This is a genomic window from Acinetobacter sp. YH12086 (assembly GCF_013419345.1).
Lineage (GTDB): Bacteria > Pseudomonadota > Gammaproteobacteria > Pseudomonadales > Moraxellaceae > Acinetobacter > Acinetobacter amyesii.
In genome coordinates this window covers 33024-55454 of record NZ_VPAF01000014.1, presented here as the reverse complement: position 1 = coordinate 55454, position 22431 = coordinate 33024, and the positions used below count along the sequence as shown (strand labels likewise).

The window sequence follows — 22431 nt, the reverse complement described above, 5'->3', positions numbered from 1 at the left end:
CAAAACTTAAACATAACAAATAAAAATCTTATTCACTCAATAAAGATTCTCATTATTAATAATGTAACTTTTAGTAAATATAGTAAATTAGTCAGAATTTAAAATATAAATATAAGCGTTTTAGTCGGATTTGAAATAATTAAACACAAGTGTTTTAGTCAAGTATTTAAAATAAAAAAATTAGTTTATTTTTTAACTATTAAACACTATAAGTAATTGTATTTAAATTACTTAATAATATATTTTTATTTTAACTGTTCAACCTAATTGCTTTTTGTATATATTTGTTAATAATATAGTACAAGTTTAAAGAATAGGCTTATCTCCATGAGCTTAAAATTCAAAGATTTAAATCGTCGTGTGGTCAGAGAAATAACCGCAATACTAATAATTAAAGTGATTATTTTAATGATCATTAAGAACATCTGGTTCGACGCCCCTACTATCCCTAAAAACTTTGACAATCAAGTTGCCGAGCATATTGCTGGCAGTCCTTCCCAAATCAAGGAGACACGTTGATGATTTCTGAAAGCGTGGTCGATCTTTCGCGGTTCCAATTTGCAATGACCGCGATGTATCACTTTATTTTTGTTCCACTGACTTTAGGTCTGGCTTTTATTCTTGCCATCATGGAAACCACTTATGTGATTTCTGGCAAAGAAATTTATAAAGACATGACTAAATTCTGGGGAAAACTCTTCGGTATTAACTTCGCATTAGGTGTTACTACTGGTTTGACCATGGAGTTTCAGTTCGGTACTAACTGGGCGTATTACTCACACTATGTCGGTGATATTTTCGGTGCACCATTAGCCATTGAAGGTCTGATGGCATTCTTCCTTGAATCAACATTTATTGGTTTATTCTTCTTCGGCTGGGATCGCCTATCTAAAGTTCAGCATTTGGCTGTAACTTGGTTAGTTGCACTTGGCTCGAACATGTCTGCACTATGGATTTTAGTAGCCAATGGTTGGATGCAAAACCCAGTCGGTTCCGCTTTTAACTATGAAACTATGCGTATGGAAATGGTGGACTTCGGTGCACTGATTTTCAACCCTGTAGCTCAGGTTAAATTCGTACATACCGTATCTGCAGGTTATGTGACTGGTGCTATTTTCGTACTAGCCATTTCAAGTTACTACTTATTAAAAAAACGTGACTTGCCATTTGCTCGTCGTTCATTCGCTATCGCTGCAATCTTTGGTTTAGCTTCTACACTTTCAGTGATCTTACTGGGTGATGAATCTGGTTATGAAATTGGTGATGTACAAAAAACTAAACTTGCTGCGATTGAAGCTGAATGGGACACTCACCCAGCTCCAGCGCCATTTACTTTGTTTGGTATTCCAAATAAAGAAACTATGTCTACTGACTACGCGATCAAAATTCCTTATGTCATGGGGATTATCGCAACACGTTCAACTGATAAAGAAGTAACAGGTATTAAAGACCTGATCGTACAACACGAAGCGCGTATTCGTAACGGTATGGTGGCTTACTCACAGTTAGAACAACTTCGTGCAGGCGATACGTCTCCTGAACTTAAAGCAGCATTTGCTGAGTCTCAAAAAGACTTGGGCTATGGTTTGCTTCTGAAAAAATACACAGACAAAGTGGTCGATGCTTCTGACGAACAAATCAAAGCTGCTGCAAAAGACACTATTCCACATGTTCCAAGCTTGTTCTGGGCATTCCGTGCAATGGTTGCTTCTGGCTTCTTAATGCTCCTTCTGTTCGTACTGGCTACCTTTGCTGTCGGTAAACGTAATGCAGAAAACAAACCATGGTTATTGAAATTTGCCTTGTTTGCACTTCCACTCCCTTGGATTGCTGCGCAAACAGGTTGGTATGTTGCCGAAGTTGGTCGTCAACCATGGACCATTGGTGAAGTCCTACCTACACACCTTTCAGCTTCTAGCTTAAGTACAGGTGATGTATGGGGTTCTATCCTTGCATTGGCAGCGTTCTACACTGTACTGCTGATCATTGAAATGTACTTAATGATTAAATTCTCACGCCTTGGCCCAAGTTCTCTACATACTGGTAAATACCACTTCGAGAAACTTGAAGCTGCAAAAAAGGCAAATGAGGAGGCTCAAGCATGATCGAATATGAATTACTCAAAATCATTTGGTGGGTCTTAGTCGGTGTCCTACTGATCGGCTTCGCCCTCACCGATGGCTTCGATATGGGCTCAATGGCGATCATGCCATTCGTAGGTAAAAAAGACGAAGAACGTCGTGCGGCAATCAATACGATTGCCCCACACTGGGACGGTAACCAAGTTTGGTTTATTACTGCCGGTGGTGCACTGTTTGCAGCATGGCCAATGGTATATGCAACTGCATTCTCAGGCATGTACTGGGCACTGTTACTGGTACTCTTCGCCCTCTTCTTACGTCCAGTCGGTTTTGACTACCGTTCTAAACTCGAAAATACCAAGTGGCGTAATTCTTGGGACTGGGGTTTAGCAATTGGTGGTGCCGTTCCTGCCCTCGTATTTGGTGTTGCATTTGGTAATATGTTCCTTGGTGTTCCATTCACTATGGACGAAACTGTTCGCTCAACTTATACAGGTAGCTTCTTTGCACTGCTTAACCCATTTGCTTTAGTTTGCGGTATTGTGAGTTTATCTATGCTTTGCGCTCATGGTGGTGCATGGCTCATGCTTCGTACAGACGGCGACCTACGTGCACGCTCTGCAAAAGCGACTCAACTTATGGGTATCGTATTCTTGGTTTGCTTCTTACTTGCAGGCGCATGGTTATACTTCGGTAATATCCAAGGCTACACATTAGCGCAACCATTTGACACAAATGGCGTTGCTAACCCATTGGCTAAAGAAGTGATCACCAATGCCAATCCAGGTTGGATGAACAATTATAGTATTTATCCTATTACTATGATTGCGCCAATCATGGCTATTTTAGGTGCACTGATCATCATCCTTGCCGCAGGTAAAGGCAAAGCAGGTTTCAGCTTCCTTGGTTCAAGCTTGGCAGTCATTGGTGCAATCTTAACCGCTGGTTTTGCATTGTTCCCTTTCCTTATGCCATCGAGCATCAACCCAACTGTAAGTTTGACTATGTGGGATGCGGTTTCAAGTAAAAATACCCTGACTGTGATGACAGTTGCCGCGTGTATTTTTGTCCCAATTATCCTGTGCTACACAACTTGGTGTTACTACAAGATGTGGGGTGTGGTCACTAACAAACATATTGAAGAGAATTCACACAGCCTATACTAAGGCTGTGTCTAAGGAGAAAAGACGATGTGGTATTTTGCTTGGATTCTCGGTATTTTGATGGCATGTTTTGCAGGTGTACTTAGTGCGCTTTACATCGAACATCATCAAGATCTAGATGAGGAATAACAAATGACTGATGCTGCTGTAGAAAAATCACTTGTAGAAAAGAAGCCAAATAAATTTGCAATGGTCATTTCCTGCCTGTTAGCTTTTCCTTTGGCAGCCGTGTTACTTGTACATCCTGCTGCCATGCTGGATGACAATGGTGGATATAGCCATCGAGCGCTGATGTTCATCATGATAGGTATTTCAGGTGGTTTTGTGCATGGTGTGGGTTTTACACCACACCATTGGTTCTGGAAATGGCTTTTTAGCCCCTTCCTCGCTTGGCCACTCATGTTATGGGGCTACTACACATGGTTCCTACATTAATTAATATCTAAATAAAGCCCTCACTTGAGGGCTTTATTATATTTACGATCAATTTCGGCTTTTTTTTCTGCTGTAATATCGTCTTGCATTTGAAAACAGCCTCTAAATTTTTCATGGATATGATGAATATATTTTTCTTTAGCGGCATGCCTTAGCAAAATTTGAGCTGCCATTATGATAAATCCATTGACTTGCTTCACTATTATTATGCGCTGAGCATCCGCCAACCCAGCTTTTCGCTGAATTAATGAGTTTCGACCAGTATGCACAATCGAATGCAAATTCTTTAACGAATAGAATTTAAACTCTTTAAACATTTCAACAATATGCTTAATTTCTACAACATTTTCTAACTTTGTAATTATTTCAGCTGCGGTAGGAATTTTCACATTCTGAAGCAACTCTTCTTCTCGTTGAATTTCAAATTTCTATATTAGGGGCGACCATTAGTAGCCAATATGCCCTCACCACAGCTTCAAATTGAATTCGAAATAATGCGATTGCAGATATATCTTGGCGTGATTCTAAAAGTTGTAAAATGGCTTCACCATGCTCCATGGATAATTCACAACATTCATAGACCAAATCAAGTCGCTGCACGCCACCAATAAATGCTGAATGATTTAACTCGTTATATAGCTCATCCAACATCGATTCAGAATCACGAAAATATCTATCAACATCAGCTTCCATTTTTTAAATGCCAAAATTTAAAATATAAAAAAAGCCGGATTAATTCCAGCTTTAAAATTTAACGATGCGTATGAATCGACATCACAATCCCCATCCCAGCGAGCATCGCAATTACGGCTGTACCACCATAACTCATCAACGGTAGTGGATCACCTGTTACAGGTAAAATCCCACTGACCATACCCGAGTTTAAAAATACAAAAAAGAAGAAAGTTAATCCTATCGCTCCTGCATAGAGTCGTCCAAAATTATGGAAGCAATTTAGTCCAATAATCAAACAGCGAACAATAATTGCTGTAAATAAACTAAATAAAAGAAATACACCAATAAAGCCAAACTCTTCAGCATAGGTCGACATGATAAAGTCAGTATGATGCTCTGGCAGATAGCCCAAGTGCGACTGCGTCCCTTCGGTATAACCCTTACCCATTAACCCGCCTGAACCAATGGCAATTTTAGACTGAATAATGTTCCAACCTGCACCAAGCGCGTCAGATTCAGGGTCAAATAACGTCAGTACACGTTTTTTCTGATATTCCTGTAAAAAAAACATCCAAAGTACAGGTGCTGCAATTGCAAAGGCGGTTAAAGCGCCTGCAATTAAACGCCACGACATACCACTTAAAAATAAAACAAAAATACCCGGAATAATCAAACCGATATTCAAATCAGGCTGTAAAGCGACCAATGCAAATGGAATCAATAATAAAATTAACGCCCCGACGATTTGTAAAAATTTCGGTGGAAATGGTTTTCGCGCAAAATACCACGCCATCATCAGTGGCATGGCAAATTTCATAAACTCACTCGGCTGCATACTGCCGATACCCGGTAAGCTAATCCAGCGTTTCGCCCCCATCCTTTTTTCACCAATGACCAAAACCAATAGTAGTAAAAATATACCGATGGCATATAAGTACGGACTCATGGATTGGTAAACTTTGGGAGGAATTTGCGCGCAGATCAGCATCACAATAAAGCCCACACCAAAACTTGTGGCTTGACGTAGTACCATTCCCGAATCTTCCGCAGTCGCACTATAGACAACCATCAGCCCCAATATTGCATTGAGTACCAAGAAGCAAAGTAACCATGGGTCTAAATGAAGTTTAGCCCATCGAGAAGAATCGTGTTTTATACTGCGGCCATCGCGTAATGACTGACGTAAAAAACGATACTGTTGAGAAGGGATCATTGCGAAACAGATCTAAAAAGGATGCGGGAATTATAGATTAAAGCGACAGTAAAAATCACTGTCCCTTAAATATTCCTTGAAATAATCATCCATTAACTTGAGACGCTAAAATTAAACGTGCCAATTCCAAGTCATCAGGATAGGTAATTTTAATATTGTCCGAACGACCTTGGACGACATTGACATGCTCACCGATAAATTCTAAAGCACTAGCCTCATCTGTGATGGTCGCACCAGCGGCAAGCGCTTGTTCAATGGCATTTTTCAGCACACCCAATTTGGCAATTTGTGGTGTTTGCGCTTGCCATAAAGTTGAACGATCTACCGTTGTTGATATAAGTGGCGCCGCTTCAACTCGCTTTAAAGTATCGCGTACGGGAATGGCGAGAATCGCACTTTGCTCAGAATTTACTGCCGATTGAACTAAATTTTCTAAGCTCAACTGCGAGACACATGGTCGTGCTGCATCATGAACGAACACCCAATCATCATCATTGGCAATCCTAGATAGATATTGCAATGCATTGAGTACAGAATGCACACGCTCTGCACCACCTAAACAAAAATGTGCCTTCTCTTGATTAGTGAGTGCCAATGTCTGAGCAACATTATCTTGCTCACCTATAGCCAACACATAGCCCGTCAACGGCAATTGGTTGAGACGTGCAACTGTGTGTTCAAGAACAGTTAGACCCGCAATGTTTTGATATTGTTTTAGTTCAGTTTTAGAAAATCGACTTCCTGAACCAGCAGCAGGAATAATAGCCCACAATTTAAGGTTCTGGTGGAAGTTCGGCTGGTTCTGACTCATTGGTACGTAGGTCTACTTTTGCGTTTGGATCAATATAAATTGGTTTGTACTGAGTACTGATCGTACTCATCTGCACGAAAGTTTCATGCGGTTTAATTAAACCTAAATCTAGACGAGCATGCTCTTCAATAGCTTCAACGCCATTTTTTAAATCGTATACTTCAGCTGCAAGTACGCGATTTCGTTCTTTTAATTCGTCATTGAGTTCGACTTGTTGTTGTATTTTCTGACTCAGTTGTTGATGTTGATGATAACCACCTTCACCGAACCAGTATAAATATTGAAACCCTGCGATCAAAAAGATCGCAAGGCCCAACAATGCTTTACTCGCTTTGGAGTCAAATACATTTAACATAGATAGCATGATCTGCTTAGTTCAAACCTTTGAACTCAGCTTTACCGCGATATGCAGCATTAGTCAATTCTTCAATACGAAGTAATTGGTTATATTTCGCTACACGGTCAGAACGGCAAAGTGAACCAGTTTTGATTTGACCCGCTGCTGTACCCACTGCAAGATCCGCAATAGTTGAATCTTCAGTTTCACCAGAACGGTGTGAAATTACTGTAGTGTAACCATTTGCTTTTGCAAGGTAGATTGCATCTAGAGTTTCAGTCAACGTACCGATTTGGTTGTACTTGATCAGAATCGAGTTACCCACTTTTTCATTGATACCACGTTGAAGAATTTTAGGATTCGTAACGAATAGGTCATCACCAACCAATTGGATTTTGTCGCCAAGGATTGAAGTGAGGTAAGACCAACCTTCCCAATCAGACTCGTCCAAACCATCTTCAATTGAGATGATTGGGTATTGTTTTGCAAAACCAGCAAGGTAGTCAGCAAATTGGTTGCTTGTGAATGCTTTATTGCCTTCACCTGCAAGGATGTATTGACCATCTTTGTAGAATTCTGAAGATGCACAGTCAAGCGCAAGCATAATATCAGAACCTGCTTTGTAGCCAGTTTTTTCAATTGCTTCAAGAATTACTGTAATTGCTTCTTCGTTAGAACGAAGGTTCGGTGCAAAACCACCTTCATCACCAACTGCAGTATTTAGACCTTGTTTCTTTAAAACTGATTTTAAAGAATGGAAAATTTCAGCACCAGCGCGTAAAGCTTCAGAGAATGAAGTGAAGCCAACTGGCTCAATCATAAATTCTTGAATGTCTACGTTGTTGTCTGCATGTGAACCACCATTTAGGATGTTCATCATTGGAACAGGCATAGTCAAAATGCTGTTATTACGAAGGTCTGCGATGTATTGGAAAAGTGGAATTTTCTTTTCATCAGCAGCAGCGCGCGCAGCAGCTAGCGATACCGCTAAAGTTGCGTTCGCACCTAATTTTTCTTTGTTTTCAGTACCGTCAAGCGCGATCATTGTGTTATCAATGTCTTTTTGTTCGAATACTGATTTACCCAACAATGCATCACGAATTACTGTGTTAACGTTGTTAACCGCTGTTTTAACGCCTTTACCTAAGTAACGAGCTTTGTCGCCGTCACGAAGTTCTAAAGCTTCACGAGAACCAGTTGAAGCACCAGATGGTGCACATGCACGGCCTACAACGCCAGAGGCTAAGATTACGTCTGCTTCGATGGTAGGGTTACCACGAGAGTCCAAAATTTCACGTGCACGAATGTCAACGATTTGGCTCATGAACAATTCCTCAGTTGATTAATAAAAATGATGCGTCAAAAGTGACGCATCAATGTGTATCGAATTAGTGTGTGTCTAACTTTGCGAAACCTTTGACTAAGGTATCGAGTTCTTTTAACTGTGCCAAGAAAGGTTCCAACTGTGACATGCGTAGCGCACATGGACCGTCACATTTGGCATTTTCTGGATCTGGATGAGCTTCTAGGAACAATCCTGCTAAACCAGTCGCCATACCTGCACGTGCCAGTGTCGTGATTTGTGCACGACGACCACCTGCAGAATCCGCACGACCACCCGGCGTTTGAAGCGCATGCGTAACATCAAAGAACACAGGGACATTCATTTCTTTCATGATGTCAAAGCCCAACATGTCTACAACTAAATTATTGTAACCAAATGCTGAACCACGTTCACAAAGAATCAGTTTGTCATTCCCTGCTTCCAAACACTTATGCAAAATATGACGCATTTCGTGTGGTGCGAGGAACTGTGCTTTTTTAATGTTGATGATGGCATCAGTTTTCGCCATCGCTTCAACAAGGTCAGTTTGACGGCTTAAAAATGCAGGAAGTTGGATAATATCCGCAACTTCAGCAACAGGCGCAGCTTGGTATGGTTCATGTACGTCAGTAATAATCGGCACATTAAAGTGTTTTTTAATGTCAGCTAACCACTCGATTCCTTTTTCCAGGCCTGGGCCACGGAAAGAGTTCAAGCTTGAACGATTGGCTTTATCAAAACTTGCTTTAAACACATACGGAATATCCAAGCGTTTGCAGATATCCACATATGTTTCAGCAATTTCAAAAGCAAGGTCTTTTGACTCAAGTACGTTCATGCCGCCGAATAGTACAAATGGCAAATGATTTGCCATTTGTATATCGCCTAAACGTACAATTTCCTGTGGTTTTAATTGTGACATTTAAACTCTTCCTGGTTTAGTCAAAAACACATTATTTCGCTTTTTGGTACTGCTTTTTAGCAGCATCAATAAAGCCTGCGAATAATGGGTGTCCATCACGTGGTGAACTTGTAAATTCCGGATGGAATTGTACAGCAATAAACCAAGGATGTTCAGGAATTTCAACAGTTTCAACAAGACGCTGTACTGGAGAATAACCTGAAATCTTCATGCCTTTTTCTTCAAGCACTGAGATATAACGGTTGTTCATTTCATAACGGTGACGATGACGTTCAACGATCTCTTCAGAACCGTAAACTTGTGCAGTTTTTGTTCCTGCAACCAATTCAGATTTTTGAGCACCAAGACGCATTGTGCCGCCTAAGTCAGAATCTGCATTACGTTGTTGAACTTCGCCGCGCTCATCTAACCATTCAGTGATTAGACCAATCAATGGTGATTTTGTAGAACGGTTAAATTCAGTTGAAGTTGCATCGCTAATACCCGCAACGTTGCGCGCATATTCGATCACAGCCAACTGCATACCTAAACAGATGCCAAGGAATGGCACACCGTTTTCACGTGCAAAACGAATCGCTTTCATTTTGCCTTCTGTACCACGTTCACCAAAGCCACCCGGCACTAAGATTGCATCCGCGTCTTTTAATACGTCGTTTACATCTTGGCTTTCAAGTTCTTCTGCATTGACATAATCAATTTGAACTTTCACACGGTTTTGAATACCCGCATGTAAAAGTGCTTCGTTTACAGATTTGTAAGCATCTGGAAGTTCAACGTATTTACCAACCATCGCTACACGAACTGTGTATTCAGGGTTCAGTAATGCATCTACAACATTATCCCAATCTGTTAAATCAGCTTCAGGAAGATCGTTATAGCCAAAACGTTCACAGATTAAATCATCAACGTTTTGTTCATAGAAAGTACGTGGAATTTGGTAAATAGAACGCGCATCTTTACATACTACAACTGCACGTGCTTCAACGTTCGTAAATAACGCAATTTTACGTGTAGTGTCAGCATCAACATCATGCTCTGTACGGCAGATCAGGATGTCTGGTTGAATACCAATCGACAAAAGCTCTTTTACAGAGTGTTGAGTTGGTTTAGTTTTTAATTCAGCAGCTGACTTAATATATGGGAGTAAAGTTAAGTGCATTAACATTGTGCGCTTATGACCTAGTTCGACCATAAGTTGACGTACAGATTCCATGAATGGGAGAGATTCAATGTCACCTACTGTACCGCCGATCTCAACGATCGCAACGTCATAGCCTTCACCTGCGCGAAGAACACGTTCTTTAATATTGTCAGTAATATGTGGAATAACTTGAACTGTACCACCGAGGTAATCACCACGACGTTCTTTATTCAAGACATCTTGGTACACTCGTCCTGAAGTAAAGTTGTTCAGTTTGGTCATTTTCGCACGACGCAAGAAACGTTCGTAATAACCCAAGTCTAAGTCAGTTTCAGCACCATCCTCTGTGACAAAAACTTCACCGTGTTGGAATGGACTCATAGTCCCTGGATCGACATTAATGTATGGATCCATTTTTACCATGGTTACTTTTAAACCACGGGCTTCTAAAAGCGCAGCCACTGATGCAGCTGAAATACCTTTACCTAGTGATGATACAACACCACCAGTAACGAAAATAAAATGGGTCATTAAGTTTCTCGTACAATGGAGCCTAAATTGGCCTACAATGTTGTGCGATTTTACTTTACTCTGTACCAAGAAAGCAAAGTCATTCCGCATCAATTCATAGAACAATTAACAATTGGCTATTGTAACAGCAATTATCATAAAAATTTAGAGTAAGTTCTTATCATTTCTATATTCTTATTTGCTGTTATAATGCAGTTATCCAATCCACACTTTTTTGTTTTGTGTAATTATGAATAAGAAACTTTTAATCTGCGGTGCAATCGCAACAGGTCTACTTCTTACAGCATGTGTAAAAAAAGAAGCACCAAAAGAAGAAGAACAGGAACAGGTTGAAGTTGCAGCATCTGAACCAACAGCATCTGTACCTACACAATTAGAACCAGTTGAAGAACAACCAGTTGTTGAAGAAACGACTCAGCAGCAAGTTGAAGTGATTCGTGAAGAAACACCGAATACAACAACTGAAATTCGTCGTGAACCTACTCCTCCTGCAGAAGCTCCTGCTCCAAAAGCAGAAGCACCTAAAGCAGCAGAAAAACCTGCGCAAGCTACTCAACCTAAACAAAACTCTGGTTCTGCACAGTCTGAAGATGACGCCGTTGCCGCTGCCATTGCTGCTGCAACACCAGCTTTAGAGAACTAAGATCGAAGTTTTATCAAACCAATGATCAAAAAACCCGGCAATTGTCGGGTTTTTTTATTGTTTCTATGTAAATAAAAATATGTACCCAACAATGCACTGTTTTTTCTCACAACTATTCTTGTAATTTTTCAGCTAAATATTCAATAAATAAACGAACACGTTTCGGTAAATGCTCTTGTTGATAATAGACAGCATGAATAAGCTGTTCATGTGGCTCAATTTGATCGTCTAAAAGTTGTACCAATCGTCCTTCTGCAATATCTTTTTCCAACATAAAAATCGAAAGACAAGCGATGCCCATCCCATGAATCGCAAGCTCACGAATGGTTTCACCATTTGACGCCTTGATTTTGGGGCGGATCGTCAGAGGTTTCCCTGCGACTTGGATCGGCCAAGTATTCATATGGGTAATTTGACTAAATCCAAGTAAAGCATGTGCGGTTAGCTCTTCAGCATTTTGCGGACGTCCATGCTGCTGAAGGTATTCAGGACTCGCCACCAAACACAGTCGACTCTTGTAAATAAGTTTTGCATGCAAACTGGAGTCGTTTAATTTCCCAAAGCGAATTGCGACATCCGCTTTATGCTCTAATAAGTCAATCACTTGATCATGATTCACCAATTCAATCTGTATATGCGGATAACGCGCATTAAATTCTGGAATCAAGGGAACGATCATATGCAGAATAAACGAAATCGCAGAATCGACTCGCACCAAACCCGAAGTATCTGCATCTAATTTCAGCAAAGAATCTTCCGCTTCGCTTAAATCATTCAATATCCGCCGTGTTTTAGCTAAAAATAATTGCCCCTCTTGCGTCAGCTTAATTTTGCGGGTTGTTCGTTCCAACAGGGTTACATTTAATTTAGATTCCAGACGCTGTAATGCGCGGCTGACACCAGATGCTGTTTGATCCAGCCTTTCTGCTGCTTTGATAATAGAGCCGCTATCTACAATAACAGTAAAAGCCTGAAGCTCCTCAATGGTCGATTTCATTGCATATTCTAATTCGTGATTTTTAATCAATAATATATTCCAAACTCATGCATTTTTCTTCAATAAAATTAGCAGCACAATAGCATCAATTCAAAAAAAGAGAATTCCTGATGATTGTTCCTCCATTTGGTGTCGGCACCTTCCGTTTGACAGGTGATACTGTCATTCACTCAATTAAAACAGCCTTAGAGCTTGGATATCGTGCTGTAGACACCGCACAAATTTACGGTAATGAAGCAGAAGTAGGCCAAGCAATCCACGAAAGTCAGGTCAATCGAGCTAATATTTTCTTAACCACGAAAATTTGGACTGAAAATTATGCTGCCGACAAACTGATACCCAGCCTAAAGGACAGCTTAATTAAATTAAGGACGGATGCAGTTAACCTCACACTTATTCATTGGCCAGCACCTGCACTTGGAGTCAATATTCCAGAATTAATGGGACATTTACTTGAGGCAAAAAAACAAGGTTTGACTGAACATATTGGTGTATCTAATTTTAATATTGAGCTCACTCAACAAGCCATTGATCACATCGGGCTGGAAAATATTGCAACCAATCAAATTGAACTGAGTCCTTATCTTCAAAATGAACGACTTGCGACTTACTTAAAACAGCAAAATATTGATGTCACCTCTTATATAACCTTGGCTTATGGCAAAGTGCTAAATGACCCAATACTTTCTGATATTGCAGCACAACACCAAGCTTCAGTTGCACAAGTGACACTCGCTTGGGCGCTGCAAAAGGGTTATGCCATAATTCCATCGTCAACCCAACGTGAACATTTAAACAGTAACTTAAAAGCTCAAGACATTCATTTAACATCAGAACAAATGCAGGCCATTGCAACACTGGACAAAAATGCACGTGAAGTAAGTCCACTTGAACTTGCTCCAGTTTGGGATCTATAACATGAAAATTAATTTTACCCTGCTCGCTCTCGCAATTGGTGCATTTGCTATTGGTACCACTGAATTTTCACCCATGGGCTTCTTACCTGAAATTGCAGAAGATCTATCGATATCAATACCGCAAGCCGGTTTGTTGATTAGTGCCTATGCTATCGGTGTCATGATTGGCGCACCCGTTATGACTTTATGGCTTGCACGTTTTTCAAAACGTACATCACTCATGTTATTAATGACAATTTTCACCCTTGGCAATCTGCTTGCCACAGTTGCGCCAGATTATTTAGGTTTAATGGCTGCGCGTTTAGTGACGAGTTTGAACCACGGCGCCTTTTTTGGCTTAGGCTCTGTCGTCGCAGCAAGTATTGTTCCAAAAGATAAACAAGCCAGTGCCGTTGCTATGATGTTTATGGGCTTGACCATTGCCAATATTGGCGGCGTGCCACTCGCAACATGGGTGGGGCAAAATATCGGTTGGCGTATGTCTTTTGCGGCCATCACCTTACTTGGCATCATCACCATGTTGGCATTATGGAAAGCACTACCCCATCAGCAACAGACCGAAAAACCTGATGTACGAGCAGAGTTAAAAGTATTAACACGCATGCCTGTTGTTTTAGCACTGCTCACCACGGTCATGAGTGCTGGAGCTATGTTCGCGCTCTATACCTATATCGCACCAAGCTTAAAAGTCTTTACCCACGCAAGTCCTGAGCTTATCACTTTCATGTTGGTCCTAATCGGGATCGGATTTTCAATTGGTAACCATTTCGGTGGTAAGTTTGCAGATCAATCCTTAGATAAAACCTTGATTGGCTTTTTAGTCTTACTCATGCTGATGATGCTGTTATTTCCAATTTTAGCAACAACCACCATTGGCGCGGCGATTGCATTAATCATCTGGGGAGCAGCAGCCTTTGCCGTTGTACCACCTTTACAAATGCGTGTTATGACAGTCGCTCACGATGCCCCTGGCCTTGCTTCTTCAGTGAATATTGGTGCATTTAATCTTGGAAATGCTTTGGGCGCTGTTGCAGGTGCCGCAGTGCTAAATCTCAACCTAAGCTATGCTGCAGTGTCTTATGCAGGCGCTACACTGAGCGCTATAGCGTTGATTTTAGTATTAATACAGATGAAGCTTAAACCTCAAACAACTGCATGTTGCGCACAAGCTGAATAACTTCACAAAATATAGCCTACTAAAAGTAGGCTATATTTTAGTTCGCATATAACTTTAAAAAATCTGCTATTAATTTGGTTGCCCATGAATGGGTATCAACAAGACCTTCATAATAACCACAGTGACTGCCTTTTTTAGTGGTCACCACCACAACATTCGGCAAAGAGCGGATTAATTCTTTATAAGGTTCAAAGTTTTTAATGTGGCAAATAGGATCGTCTTCGGCATTTAAAATCATCAATGGAATTTTAATATTTTCAAATACATAAATTGGGTTGGTAGATTTTGCATAACTTTCATAATCGGCAAAACCCGCCATGTGGAAATAAGCACGTTCAAACTGTGCCAGATTTTTACTTTTTAGGACTTCTATTAAAGATGGTGTTGTTGACCATGTTGCAGAATAGGGTTCTACAAATTTCTGAAAGAGCTTTTTCGTCATCATTTTACTGTAAAAAGGATGGACATTTTTAAAGCCAAGCTCAGTGTCATAGCCCGGACATAAAGCAAAAGCCGCTTTAAATGGTGTTTCCTCCCCTTGTTCGCCTAAATAGCGGACCAATAGTCCTGTTCCTGCAGATGAACCGACGCCATACAAATTCGATTCGGGAAATTTCTGCTGAATAAAGGCAATCTGTTCACGTAGGTCATCTGTTGAACCAAATAAGTTTATTTTGGCAACTGGCATCGGTAAATTGGCATGACCACGTCTTAAACACAGTGCAATGCGCCAACCTGTATATAGATGAAGATCCCGAACCACTTCTCGCATACTTTCAGGCGTACCCGTAATCGTATGCATAAGCACCATCGTTGGCACATCCGCAGGTAAATCCAAACCCAACCATGCAATGGCTGTGATTCCACCATCAGCCATGGTTAGTTGCTCTATGGCGTCGTATTTGAGCTTTACTTGGCGCTTTTTAATGACATCAAAATACAGTAAATGTGCATGAGTATTCGACAACCAAGGCGTAGGACGATATTTTTCATGTAGTTGCTTTAACTTCGGCAGCACATCTTTCATTTGCCCTTCAGGATGATAATAAAGCTGTGGTAATTCTGCACCAATTGCATGATCTACAAAGTTTAAAAGAGCCTGACGCCCTTTATGAATCACATTATTCATTGACCTTACCTTCACCTCGCTTCGCACCACAGCAAATCATTTCAATCTTTTCACTTTGACTAACAATGCCCATTAAAAAAAACGTATCTACAAAACCATATCTCGCTAGCAATATTTGTTTGCTTAAGCCTCAAAAGCAAAAAGCATGACAATATCCATCATGCTTTTTATCATTCTGTGATGAGCATTTAAAATCAGCAGATTTAAGGCTGATATTGCATAATGCGCTCACCCATTTTCGCCGCCAATGCTTCCAAGCCACTTTTTGGACGAAGCATGACTTCAAAATCAATCATCTGACCTTGTTCATTAAACTGAATCATGTCGATCCCTTTTAACTTTTTCTCGCCAACATTGGCAGAAAACTCAAGTACAACATTGAGGCCATCCTCACTATAAAACTCACGGTGGTAAGTAAAATTTTCAAAAATTTGAATCACATTGGTCAAAATAAAAGTTACTACAGGCTTACCTGGATATGGGTTAAACGCGACAGGTGAACGAAACACCACATCCTCTGCCAAGAGTTCATTTAAAATATTCATATCCCGTGTGTTAAGCATTTCGTGCCAACGTGCAACAGATTTTTTTGTTGTTTCAATAGTCATGTTTATGTCCTTTTTTTTGATGAATCATTTCCCTTTCCTCAAACTCCTCTCCCAAATGGAGAGGAAGCACGACAACTGCATATTAAATTGAATGAAGTTGTCGTGGTTTAGTATGAGGCTGATTAAATCACCGCAGCCAAATCTGCACCTTGACGAATGGCACGTTTAGCATCTAACTCACCTGCTTCTTTCGCACCACCAATCAAATGCACATTTTTCCCATCTGCTTGTAGCTGTTCATACATCGCGGTATAGGATTCCTGACCTGCACAAATCACCACATGATCAACATCTAAAATACGTGATTGACCATCAACGGTAATATGCAAACCTTGATCATCAATTTTGTCGTAGCTTGCACCCGCAATCATTTTCACATCGCGGTGTTTCAAACCTGTACGGTGAATCCAACCCGTGGTTTTACCTAAGCCAGCACCAACCGATTTAGCCTTACGCTGCAATAAATACACTTCACGCGGCGATTCTTCGACGTCTGGATGTTTCAAGCCACCGACTTGTGCATAAGTGGTATCAATACCCCATTCATCATAAAATTTCTCAGGATTGAGGCTACCGCTTTCACCTTCATGCGTTAAATATTCAGCCGTATCGAAACCAATACCGCCTGCACCAATGATCGCTACACGTTTGCCAACAGGTTGACGTTCACGTAATACCTGTAAATAGCTCAATACTTTTGGATGATCAATACCATCTATATCTAACTGACGCGGTGTTACACCCGTCGCCACCACGATGTCATCAAAATCAGACTGAGCTAATTCTTCATAAGTTGCCGTATGATTCAATACCAATTTAATCTGAGGTAATAATTCTATTTTGCGTTTGAAATAACGCAGCGTTTCATAAAACTCTTCTTTACCAGGAATCGTTTTGGCAATATTAAACTGTCCACCAATTTGGCTCGATGCTTCAAAAATAGTTATGTTATGACCACGCTCTGCAGCATAAGTTGCAAAGCTTAAACCTGCAGGTCCCGCACCAATCACAGCAATATTTTTCACCTGTGCAGATTCTTTAAAAATCAGTTCAGTTTCATAGCAAGCTTGAGGGTTAACCAAACATGTTGCAATTTTCATTGAGAAAATATGATCTAGGCAGGCTTGGTTACAACCGATACAGGTATTAATTTCATCACTACGACCTTGTTCTGCTTTTTCCACAAAACGTGGGTCAGCCAGCATTGGACGTGCCATGGACACCATATCTGCATCACCCGAAGCAAGTACGTGCTCAGCCATTTCAGGAGTATTGATACGGTTTGAGGTGATTAAAGGAACATTCACAAGACCTTTTAATTTCTTGGTCACCCATGTAAATGCAGCACGTGGCACTTTGGTTGCAATGGTCGGAATACGCGCTTCATGCCAACCAATACCGGTATTGATAATAGTTGCACCGGCTTTTTCAATGGCTTTTGCAAGTTGCACAACTTCTTCGAAAGTCGAACCACCTTCAACCAGATCCAGCATAGAAAGACGGTAAATAATAATAAAATTTTCACCGACTAATTCACGCGTACGACGCACGATCTCAATTGGAAAACGAATCCGGTTTTCATAACTGCCACCCCATTCATCATCACGGTGGTTGGTACGTGCAGCAATAAACTCATTAATTAAATAACCTTCTGACCCCATGACCTCTACACCATCATAACCCGCTGTCTGTGCTAACTGAGCACATCGAGCAAAATCATTGATTGTGCGTTCGACGTCTGCTGTGCTTAAAGCTTGCGGTTTTACTGGGTTAATTGGTGCTTGAATAGATGAAGGTGCAACATTATTGGCCTGATACGAGTAACGACCTGTATGCAAAATCTGCATCGCAATTTTACCGCCAGCATCATGTACCGCCTGCGTAATCACTTTATGTTTTTCTGCTTCTTCTAAAGAGTCTAATTTTGAACCACCAGCAAATGTCACACCATCATCATTGGGAGAAATACCACCGGTTACAATCAGACCTACACCACCTTTCGCACGTTCTGCATAAAAAGCAGCCATGCGTTCATAGCCACCCGGTGCTTCTTCAAGGCCGATATGCATAGAACCCATCAATACACGGTTCTTTAGCGTTGTAAAACCTAAATCTAGTGGTGCCAATAAATTTGGATAATTTGACATTTTTTCTCCTTAGCGTGCTGAAAAGCTGGCTATTTTTATCTTCACTTGTATACGAGCTTTCTCTTTCCATCTACGTATACAATATTTTTGCAACTTGTTGCACTATTTTATATGCGAGATTTGATTTTTATGCAACATGTTGCATAATAAAAAGTACAAAACTATTTTGACTGAGCCATATATGTCTTTAGCCCATGTTTTACTCACGAGCTTACTTGAAAAACCGAGTACAGGAATCGATCTTGCACGCCGTTTTGACCGCTCTATGGGCTTTTTTTGGAATGCAACACATCAGCAAATCTACCGTGAACTCAATGGCATGCTGCAAAAAGGCTGGATCAGCACCATTGAAGATGAGCACAGTACAACCCGTAAAAAAACCTACCAAGTTGAACAGCTTGGACGTGTTGAATTAGCCAATTGGATGGTTGAGCAAAGCCCTCCGGCTCAATTACGTGAAGAGTTGATGGTTCGTTTACGTGCAGAAGCTCAGCTGGGTACAAATGGCGTATTACCCGAATTAGAACGTCATCTAGAAATTCACAAAGAAAAACTAAAAGTGTACCAGTCTATTTTTGCAAAAGACTTTGCACATGCGCATGATGAAGACCGTACTTTGTACATTCATAAAATGATTTTACAGCTTGGGATTGATTTGGAAATCGGTTGGATCAAATGGCTCGAAACCATCATTCCACAGTTGCATAAATTTAATCGCTAAAACAAAAAAATAAATAGGAAGCCGCATGCCACACTATACAATGCCCGATCAGCAACAACTGTATGTTCGTGAATATGGTCAAGGAGAACCCATTCTGGTTTTATCTGGGCTGGGAATGCAAAGTTGGCAATGGCACCCTTTTCTATATCAACACCGAAAACACTTTAAATTTATCATTCCAGACTGGCGTGGATTTGGCGGCTCTAAACTTTGTCAAATTCCCAATATGGACACCATTTCAAGCCATTGGCGAGATATTGACAGCTTAGTTTCCCAACTTGGTTACGATAAAATCACGGTCATTGCCTACTCCATGGGGGCAACGACTACCATGCACGGTTTGAAATACGGTCAGTTTGCCGAAAAAATTAAACGCTATTTACACATCGATCAAACCCCTAAAATACGAGTAGATGCAGATTGGCAATATGGTTTATATGGCAAACGCCACATTGAGTTTTTAAGTATTTTAGAAGACATCTCGAAGGTACTTGTAACTAACCTCTCCGTGCCATTTGCACAGCAGATGAATAAACATGACCGTCAAGGTCTGGTCGACGCTTGGTTAAGGTTCATAGACTTACAAAATAGCAATCCTTATACATTATCCGCTTTCCGTTTTGCATACCAACAACCAACTTTACAGAAGCTGATGTTACCATCACAAAGTGTGGCCTATTTATATTGGTATATTCAAAATTATTTGAACCATACTGAAGATTATCGTGAAGCCATTGCAGCACTCACCGCACCGACGACTTTTTTCACAGGGGCAAAATCGATCCTCTATCCTGCCCAAGGTCAAAAAATTATTGCTGACAGCCTAGCCAATGCTAAGCAGATTATTTTTAAAAAATCGGGACATACGCCATTGCTCAGTGAACCGGTCAAATTTAGCCGTGAAATCACCAAGTTTTTAAAACAATCGATCTAGTAAGACTGAATAAAAAAACAGGCTCAATACTTTCAAGAATGAGCCTGTTTTTTTATATACAGGATGGTGTTACTTAATAAGTAACTTAAAAATTAATTTCAAAATCAAATTATTTTTAATGCTCTAACAAGTGTTAGAAAACTCGACGATCGTATTCAATTGCTTCCAAATCATACACTTGGTAAACGCAGTCAAATAAAGGACGTGCCAATTCCCCTTCATCATCATTCCGCACGATCAAATAAATTTGGCTAATGGCTGCACTGTCCGATAATTTCACATAATTCACATGCCTAAACTGCATAATTTGTACAGATTCAGGAACAATACAAATGCCTTCGCCTGCGGCAACCATGCCTAGCGATTGCTGCAAATCAGCTTGAGTGTTAAAGCGTTTCGGCTCCATACCATATTCTAAAAACAACGACTTGATTAGCGTTGCATAACTTTGACCATCCGTTGCTGGATAGATAAAAATCTGCTCATCTTTGAGATTATTTAATGCAATCTGCTGCTGTGAAGATAAAGGATGACTCGAATGCACCGCAACAATTAGTGGCTCTTCACGCAATAGCACACGTTTAACCGCCTGATCCGACACTCGAACTCGGCTAAAACATGCATCAACCCGACCTTCTTTTAATGCCTGAATCTGATCGACTGCACTCAGTTCAATTAAATTTACATTTAAGTGTGGATATTGCTGACGGAACAAATAAACAATTCGAGGTAATAAACCACAGAGTAACGAACCGCCATACCCAATATTAATGGTACGTTCTGTAGCACTGGCCCGCTGCGTAATGAGCTTAATTTCTTCTGCATTGGAAAGTAATTTCACAGCTTGCTGATAAAAGAAACGTCCAATGGTGGTGGTTCTTAAAGGACGGCTGCCACGCTCAAAAAGCTGTGCCCCCAACTCTTCTTCTAAATTTTGAATTTGACGACTTAAAGGAGGTTGTGCAATAAATAGCTTTTCAGCAGCCTTCGTAAAACTCTGTTCTTCTACAACGGCAACAAAGTAACGTAAATGTCTTAATTCCATGACATTGTCCTTTAATGTCGAATTTCTTTCAGAATGGTCTTTTATTTGAATATATCAGGACGACACTCAAATCACATCCTTCAAATTCGGTTATTTAAAAGATGTATACACCACATTTATTGTTTGGTCATGCTAATGTGAAACGATTACAAGGTTAACCCGACTTTAGTCTTGGCAATTTTGCTCAACCTTCTCACATGAAAAACTACAAAACGTGATTGACTTCATGAAACAATTCAAGTTAATTAGCAAAATCGTTGCAAATATGGAATAAGAATAGTGCTGAGTGATCTAGATGATTTTTATTGTTTTGCCCAAGTGGTCGAACATGGTGGTTTTAGTGCAGCAGAACGTGCAACAGATATTCCAAAATCAAAACTGAGTCGTCGAGTCTATAACTTAGAAGAACGTTTAGGTGTCCGCCTGATTCAACGTAGCTCACGACATTTTGCTGTTACAGATATTGGTATGAATATCTATCGCCATGCACAAGTCATGATGAATGCCGCTCAAGCCGCACACGATTTGGTTGATCATCTCAGCACACAGCCGCGCGGCTTAATTAAAGTCAGCTTACCTGTTTCCATCGCGCAAAATGAAATGACCAAAATATTGCCTGAATTTTTAAAGCAATATCCAGAAATCAAAGTGCAAATGATGGTGACCAATCGACGCGTAGATATCATTAATGAAGGCTTCGATCTTGCGCTACGTGTACGTTCAAATCTAGACGACGACCCCAATTTAGTCATTCGTAAATTTGAAACGATTGAGCAGCACTTATTTGCCAGTCAGGCGTATCTGAATAAATTTGGTGAACTCAAACAACCTGAAGATTTATCTCAGCATCAAATATTAAGTATGGCGGATGAGCATCTCGATCAACATATTATTGTGACCGATGCACAGCATCATCAGAAAAAAATCAAAGTTAACCCAACCGTGATGGGCTCTGACCTGTCTATGTTAGCTGCACTGGCCTGCCAAGATTGTGGCGTGGTGTTATTACCCGACAGTATTGTGTCCGATCACGTGAAATCAGGTGCTTTGGTTCGTGTACTACCTGAATGGAAAGCTGCACATGGTATTTTCCATGCAGTTTATCCATCTCGTCGTGGCTTACTACCTGCTGTACGTGTATTCATTGATTACTTAGTTGAAAAACTCAGCCAACATGAACACGCTAAATTTTAAGCAAAAAAAAGCTTACCCATGTGATGGGTAAGCGAAAACTTAAAAACTAAGTAAAATCAGAAACTACAGCAGAATCTGTAGGGCTATTGTATAAATAAAATACATCTTTATTAAATCGTTAATAGCTCTAACTGATTTTTTGAGCTATAGACAAAGCCTTACAAATTAAGACTTAGAGAAATGTAGTTAGTCTTAAAAACGATAACGCCCATAATCACCACGAACACCTAGACTAAAGTCAAAAAATATACAACTGTATAACTTTATTTAACTTCAATCATTTGGA

Annotated in this window: 24 protein-coding genes; 11 read left to right on the top strand and 13 right to left on the bottom strand. The window is 40.4% G+C overall.

The genetic code is table 11. The features are described 5' to 3' along the window. The first annotated feature begins 327 nt into the window (after positions 1-327). Genes cydP through FTU29_RS13610 form a run of 5 tightly spaced genes read left to right on the top strand, consistent with a single transcriptional unit; the run spans position 328 to position 3679 of the window. Positions 328-519: a cytochrome oxidase putative small subunit CydP gene (gene cydP / locus FTU29_RS13630; protein WP_078188513.1), complete on the top strand. Its 192-nt coding sequence runs from the start codon at positions 328-330 to the stop codon at positions 517-519. Further along, positions 519-2105, top strand: a complete 1587-nt coding sequence (locus FTU29_RS13625; protein ID WP_078188514.1) for a cytochrome ubiquinol oxidase subunit I — start codon at positions 519-521, stop codon at positions 2103-2105. The genes cydP and FTU29_RS13625 overlap by 1 nt, the downstream gene beginning before the upstream one ends. Further along, positions 2102-3247 carry a cytochrome d ubiquinol oxidase subunit II gene (gene cydB, locus FTU29_RS13620; protein ID WP_078193913.1) on the top strand — a complete coding sequence of 382 codons (1146 nt, stop codon included), beginning with the start codon at positions 2102-2104 and terminating at the stop codon, positions 3245-3247. Before FTU29_RS13625 ends, cydB begins: the two co-directional genes overlap by 4 nt. Before the next feature lie 24 nt (positions 3248-3271). Continuing rightward, complete coding sequence (cydX, locus tag FTU29_RS13615; protein ID WP_002120988.1) at positions 3272-3373, top strand: cytochrome bd-I oxidase subunit CydX; 102 nt, start codon at positions 3272-3274, stop codon at positions 3371-3373. A gap of 3 nt (positions 3374-3376) precedes the next feature. Continuing rightward, a complete protein-coding gene (locus FTU29_RS13610; protein WP_078188516.1) occupies positions 3377-3679 on the top strand; it encodes a cyd operon YbgE family protein in 303 nt (100 codons plus the stop codon). A 20-nt stretch (positions 3680-3699) separates the two neighbouring features. On the opposite strand, the gene FTU29_RS17485 is transcribed toward FTU29_RS13610, so the two are convergent. The 8 genes from FTU29_RS17485 to FTU29_RS13575 form a co-directional block, all read right to left on the bottom strand. After that, positions 3700-4068, bottom strand: coding sequence for a hypothetical protein (locus FTU29_RS17485; protein WP_257226933.1), 369 nt, complete (start codon positions 4066-4068; stop codon positions 3700-3702). 31 nt (positions 4069-4099) lie between these two features. Further along, the gene (locus tag FTU29_RS17480) at positions 4100-4372 is read right to left on the bottom strand and encodes a hypothetical protein (protein WP_257226932.1); all 273 of its coding nucleotides are present in this window, start codon (positions 4370-4372) and stop codon (positions 4100-4102) included. Between the two features lie 58 nt (positions 4373-4430). Next, positions 4431-5567 carry a rod shape-determining protein RodA gene (gene rodA / locus FTU29_RS13600; RefSeq protein ID WP_078193916.1) on the bottom strand — a complete coding sequence of 379 codons (1137 nt, stop codon included), beginning with the start codon at positions 5565-5567 and terminating at the stop codon, positions 4431-4433. An 85-nt stretch (positions 5568-5652) separates the two neighbouring features. Next, a complete protein-coding gene (ispD, locus tag FTU29_RS13595) occupies positions 5653-6378 on the bottom strand; it encodes a 2-C-methyl-D-erythritol 4-phosphate cytidylyltransferase (protein ID WP_180122378.1) in 726 nt (241 codons plus the stop codon). Continuing rightward, entirely contained in the window at positions 6341-6733 is a 393-nt protein-coding gene (locus FTU29_RS13590) for a septum formation initiator family protein (RefSeq protein ID WP_078188520.1), read from the bottom strand. The genes ispD and FTU29_RS13590 overlap by 38 nt, the downstream gene beginning before the upstream one ends. A gap of 16 nt (positions 6734-6749) precedes the next feature. Then, positions 6750-8039, bottom strand: a complete 1290-nt coding sequence (eno, locus tag FTU29_RS13585; RefSeq protein ID WP_078188521.1) for a phosphopyruvate hydratase — start codon at positions 8037-8039, stop codon at positions 6750-6752. A gap of 64 nt (positions 8040-8103) precedes the next feature. Continuing rightward, on the bottom strand, positions 8104-8961 hold the full coding sequence (gene kdsA, locus FTU29_RS13580; protein WP_078188522.1) for a 3-deoxy-8-phosphooctulonate synthase: 858 nt from the start codon (positions 8959-8961) through the stop codon (positions 8104-8106). A gap of 31 nt (positions 8962-8992) precedes the next feature. Then, on the bottom strand, positions 8993-10633 hold the full coding sequence (locus tag FTU29_RS13575) for a CTP synthase (protein WP_180122376.1): 1641 nt from the start codon (positions 10631-10633) through the stop codon (positions 8993-8995). 229 nt (positions 10634-10862) lie between these two features. Here FTU29_RS13575 and FTU29_RS13570 point away from each other — a divergent pair, with 229 nt between their 5' ends. After that, positions 10863-11276 carry an internalin gene (locus FTU29_RS13570; RefSeq protein WP_111884959.1) on the top strand — a complete coding sequence of 138 codons (414 nt, stop codon included), beginning with the start codon at positions 10863-10865 and terminating at the stop codon, positions 11274-11276. A gap of 112 nt (positions 11277-11388) precedes the next feature. Here FTU29_RS13570 and FTU29_RS13565 read toward each other — a convergent pair whose 3' ends face one another. Then, on the bottom strand, positions 11389-12273 hold the full coding sequence (locus FTU29_RS13565) for a LysR family transcriptional regulator (RefSeq protein WP_180023569.1): 885 nt from the start codon (positions 12271-12273) through the stop codon (positions 11389-11391). Positions 12274-12380: 107 nt separating this feature from the next. Between FTU29_RS13565 and dkgB the strand changes: the two genes are divergently transcribed. Together dkgB and FTU29_RS13555 are read left to right on the top strand one after the other, a co-directional pair. Next, the gene (gene dkgB / locus FTU29_RS13560; protein ID WP_180122406.1) at positions 12381-13190 is read left to right on the top strand and encodes a 2,5-didehydrogluconate reductase DkgB; all 810 of its coding nucleotides are present in this window, start codon (positions 12381-12383) and stop codon (positions 13188-13190) included. Between the two features lies 1 nt (position 13191). Next, entirely contained in the window at positions 13192-14367 is a 1176-nt protein-coding gene (locus FTU29_RS13555; RefSeq protein ID WP_180122374.1) for an MFS transporter, read from the top strand. A 37-nt stretch (positions 14368-14404) separates the two neighbouring features. Here FTU29_RS13555 and FTU29_RS13550 read toward each other — a convergent pair whose 3' ends face one another. From FTU29_RS13550 to FTU29_RS13540, 3 genes are all read right to left on the bottom strand, one after another. After that, positions 14405-15496: a YheT family hydrolase gene (locus FTU29_RS13550; protein WP_180122372.1), complete on the bottom strand. Its 1092-nt coding sequence runs from the start codon at positions 15494-15496 to the stop codon at positions 14405-14407. Between the two features lie 203 nt (positions 15497-15699). Then, positions 15700-16104, bottom strand: coding sequence for a nuclear transport factor 2 family protein (locus FTU29_RS13545; RefSeq protein ID WP_078193923.1), 405 nt, complete (start codon positions 16102-16104; stop codon positions 15700-15702). A gap of 122 nt (positions 16105-16226) precedes the next feature. Continuing rightward, entirely contained in the window at positions 16227-18251 is a 2025-nt protein-coding gene (locus FTU29_RS13540) for an NADPH-dependent 2,4-dienoyl-CoA reductase (protein ID WP_180023536.1), read from the bottom strand. 181 nt (positions 18252-18432) lie between these two features. Here FTU29_RS13540 and FTU29_RS13535 point away from each other — a divergent pair, with 181 nt between their 5' ends. Both FTU29_RS13535 and FTU29_RS13530 read left to right on the top strand, forming a co-directional pair. Then, on the top strand, positions 18433-18972 hold the full coding sequence (locus FTU29_RS13535; protein ID WP_078194002.1) for a PadR family transcriptional regulator: 540 nt from the start codon (positions 18433-18435) through the stop codon (positions 18970-18972). Between the two features lie 25 nt (positions 18973-18997). Further along, entirely contained in the window at positions 18998-19906 is a 909-nt protein-coding gene (locus FTU29_RS13530; protein WP_180122370.1) for an alpha/beta fold hydrolase, read from the top strand. A gap of 133 nt (positions 19907-20039) precedes the next feature. Here the strand turns inward: FTU29_RS13530 and FTU29_RS13525 are convergent, their stop codons facing one another. Beyond that, positions 20040-20951 (bottom strand): LysR family transcriptional regulator, encoded by a 912-nt coding sequence (locus FTU29_RS13525; protein ID WP_078188530.1) that lies wholly within the window; start codon positions 20949-20951, stop codon positions 20040-20042. A gap of 279 nt (positions 20952-21230) precedes the next feature. On the opposite strand from FTU29_RS13525, the gene FTU29_RS13520 reads away from it, so the two are divergent. Then, complete coding sequence (locus FTU29_RS13520) at positions 21231-22145, top strand: LysR substrate-binding domain-containing protein (RefSeq protein ID WP_078188531.1); 915 nt, start codon at positions 21231-21233, stop codon at positions 22143-22145. Positions 22146-22431 lie beyond the last annotated feature (286 nt).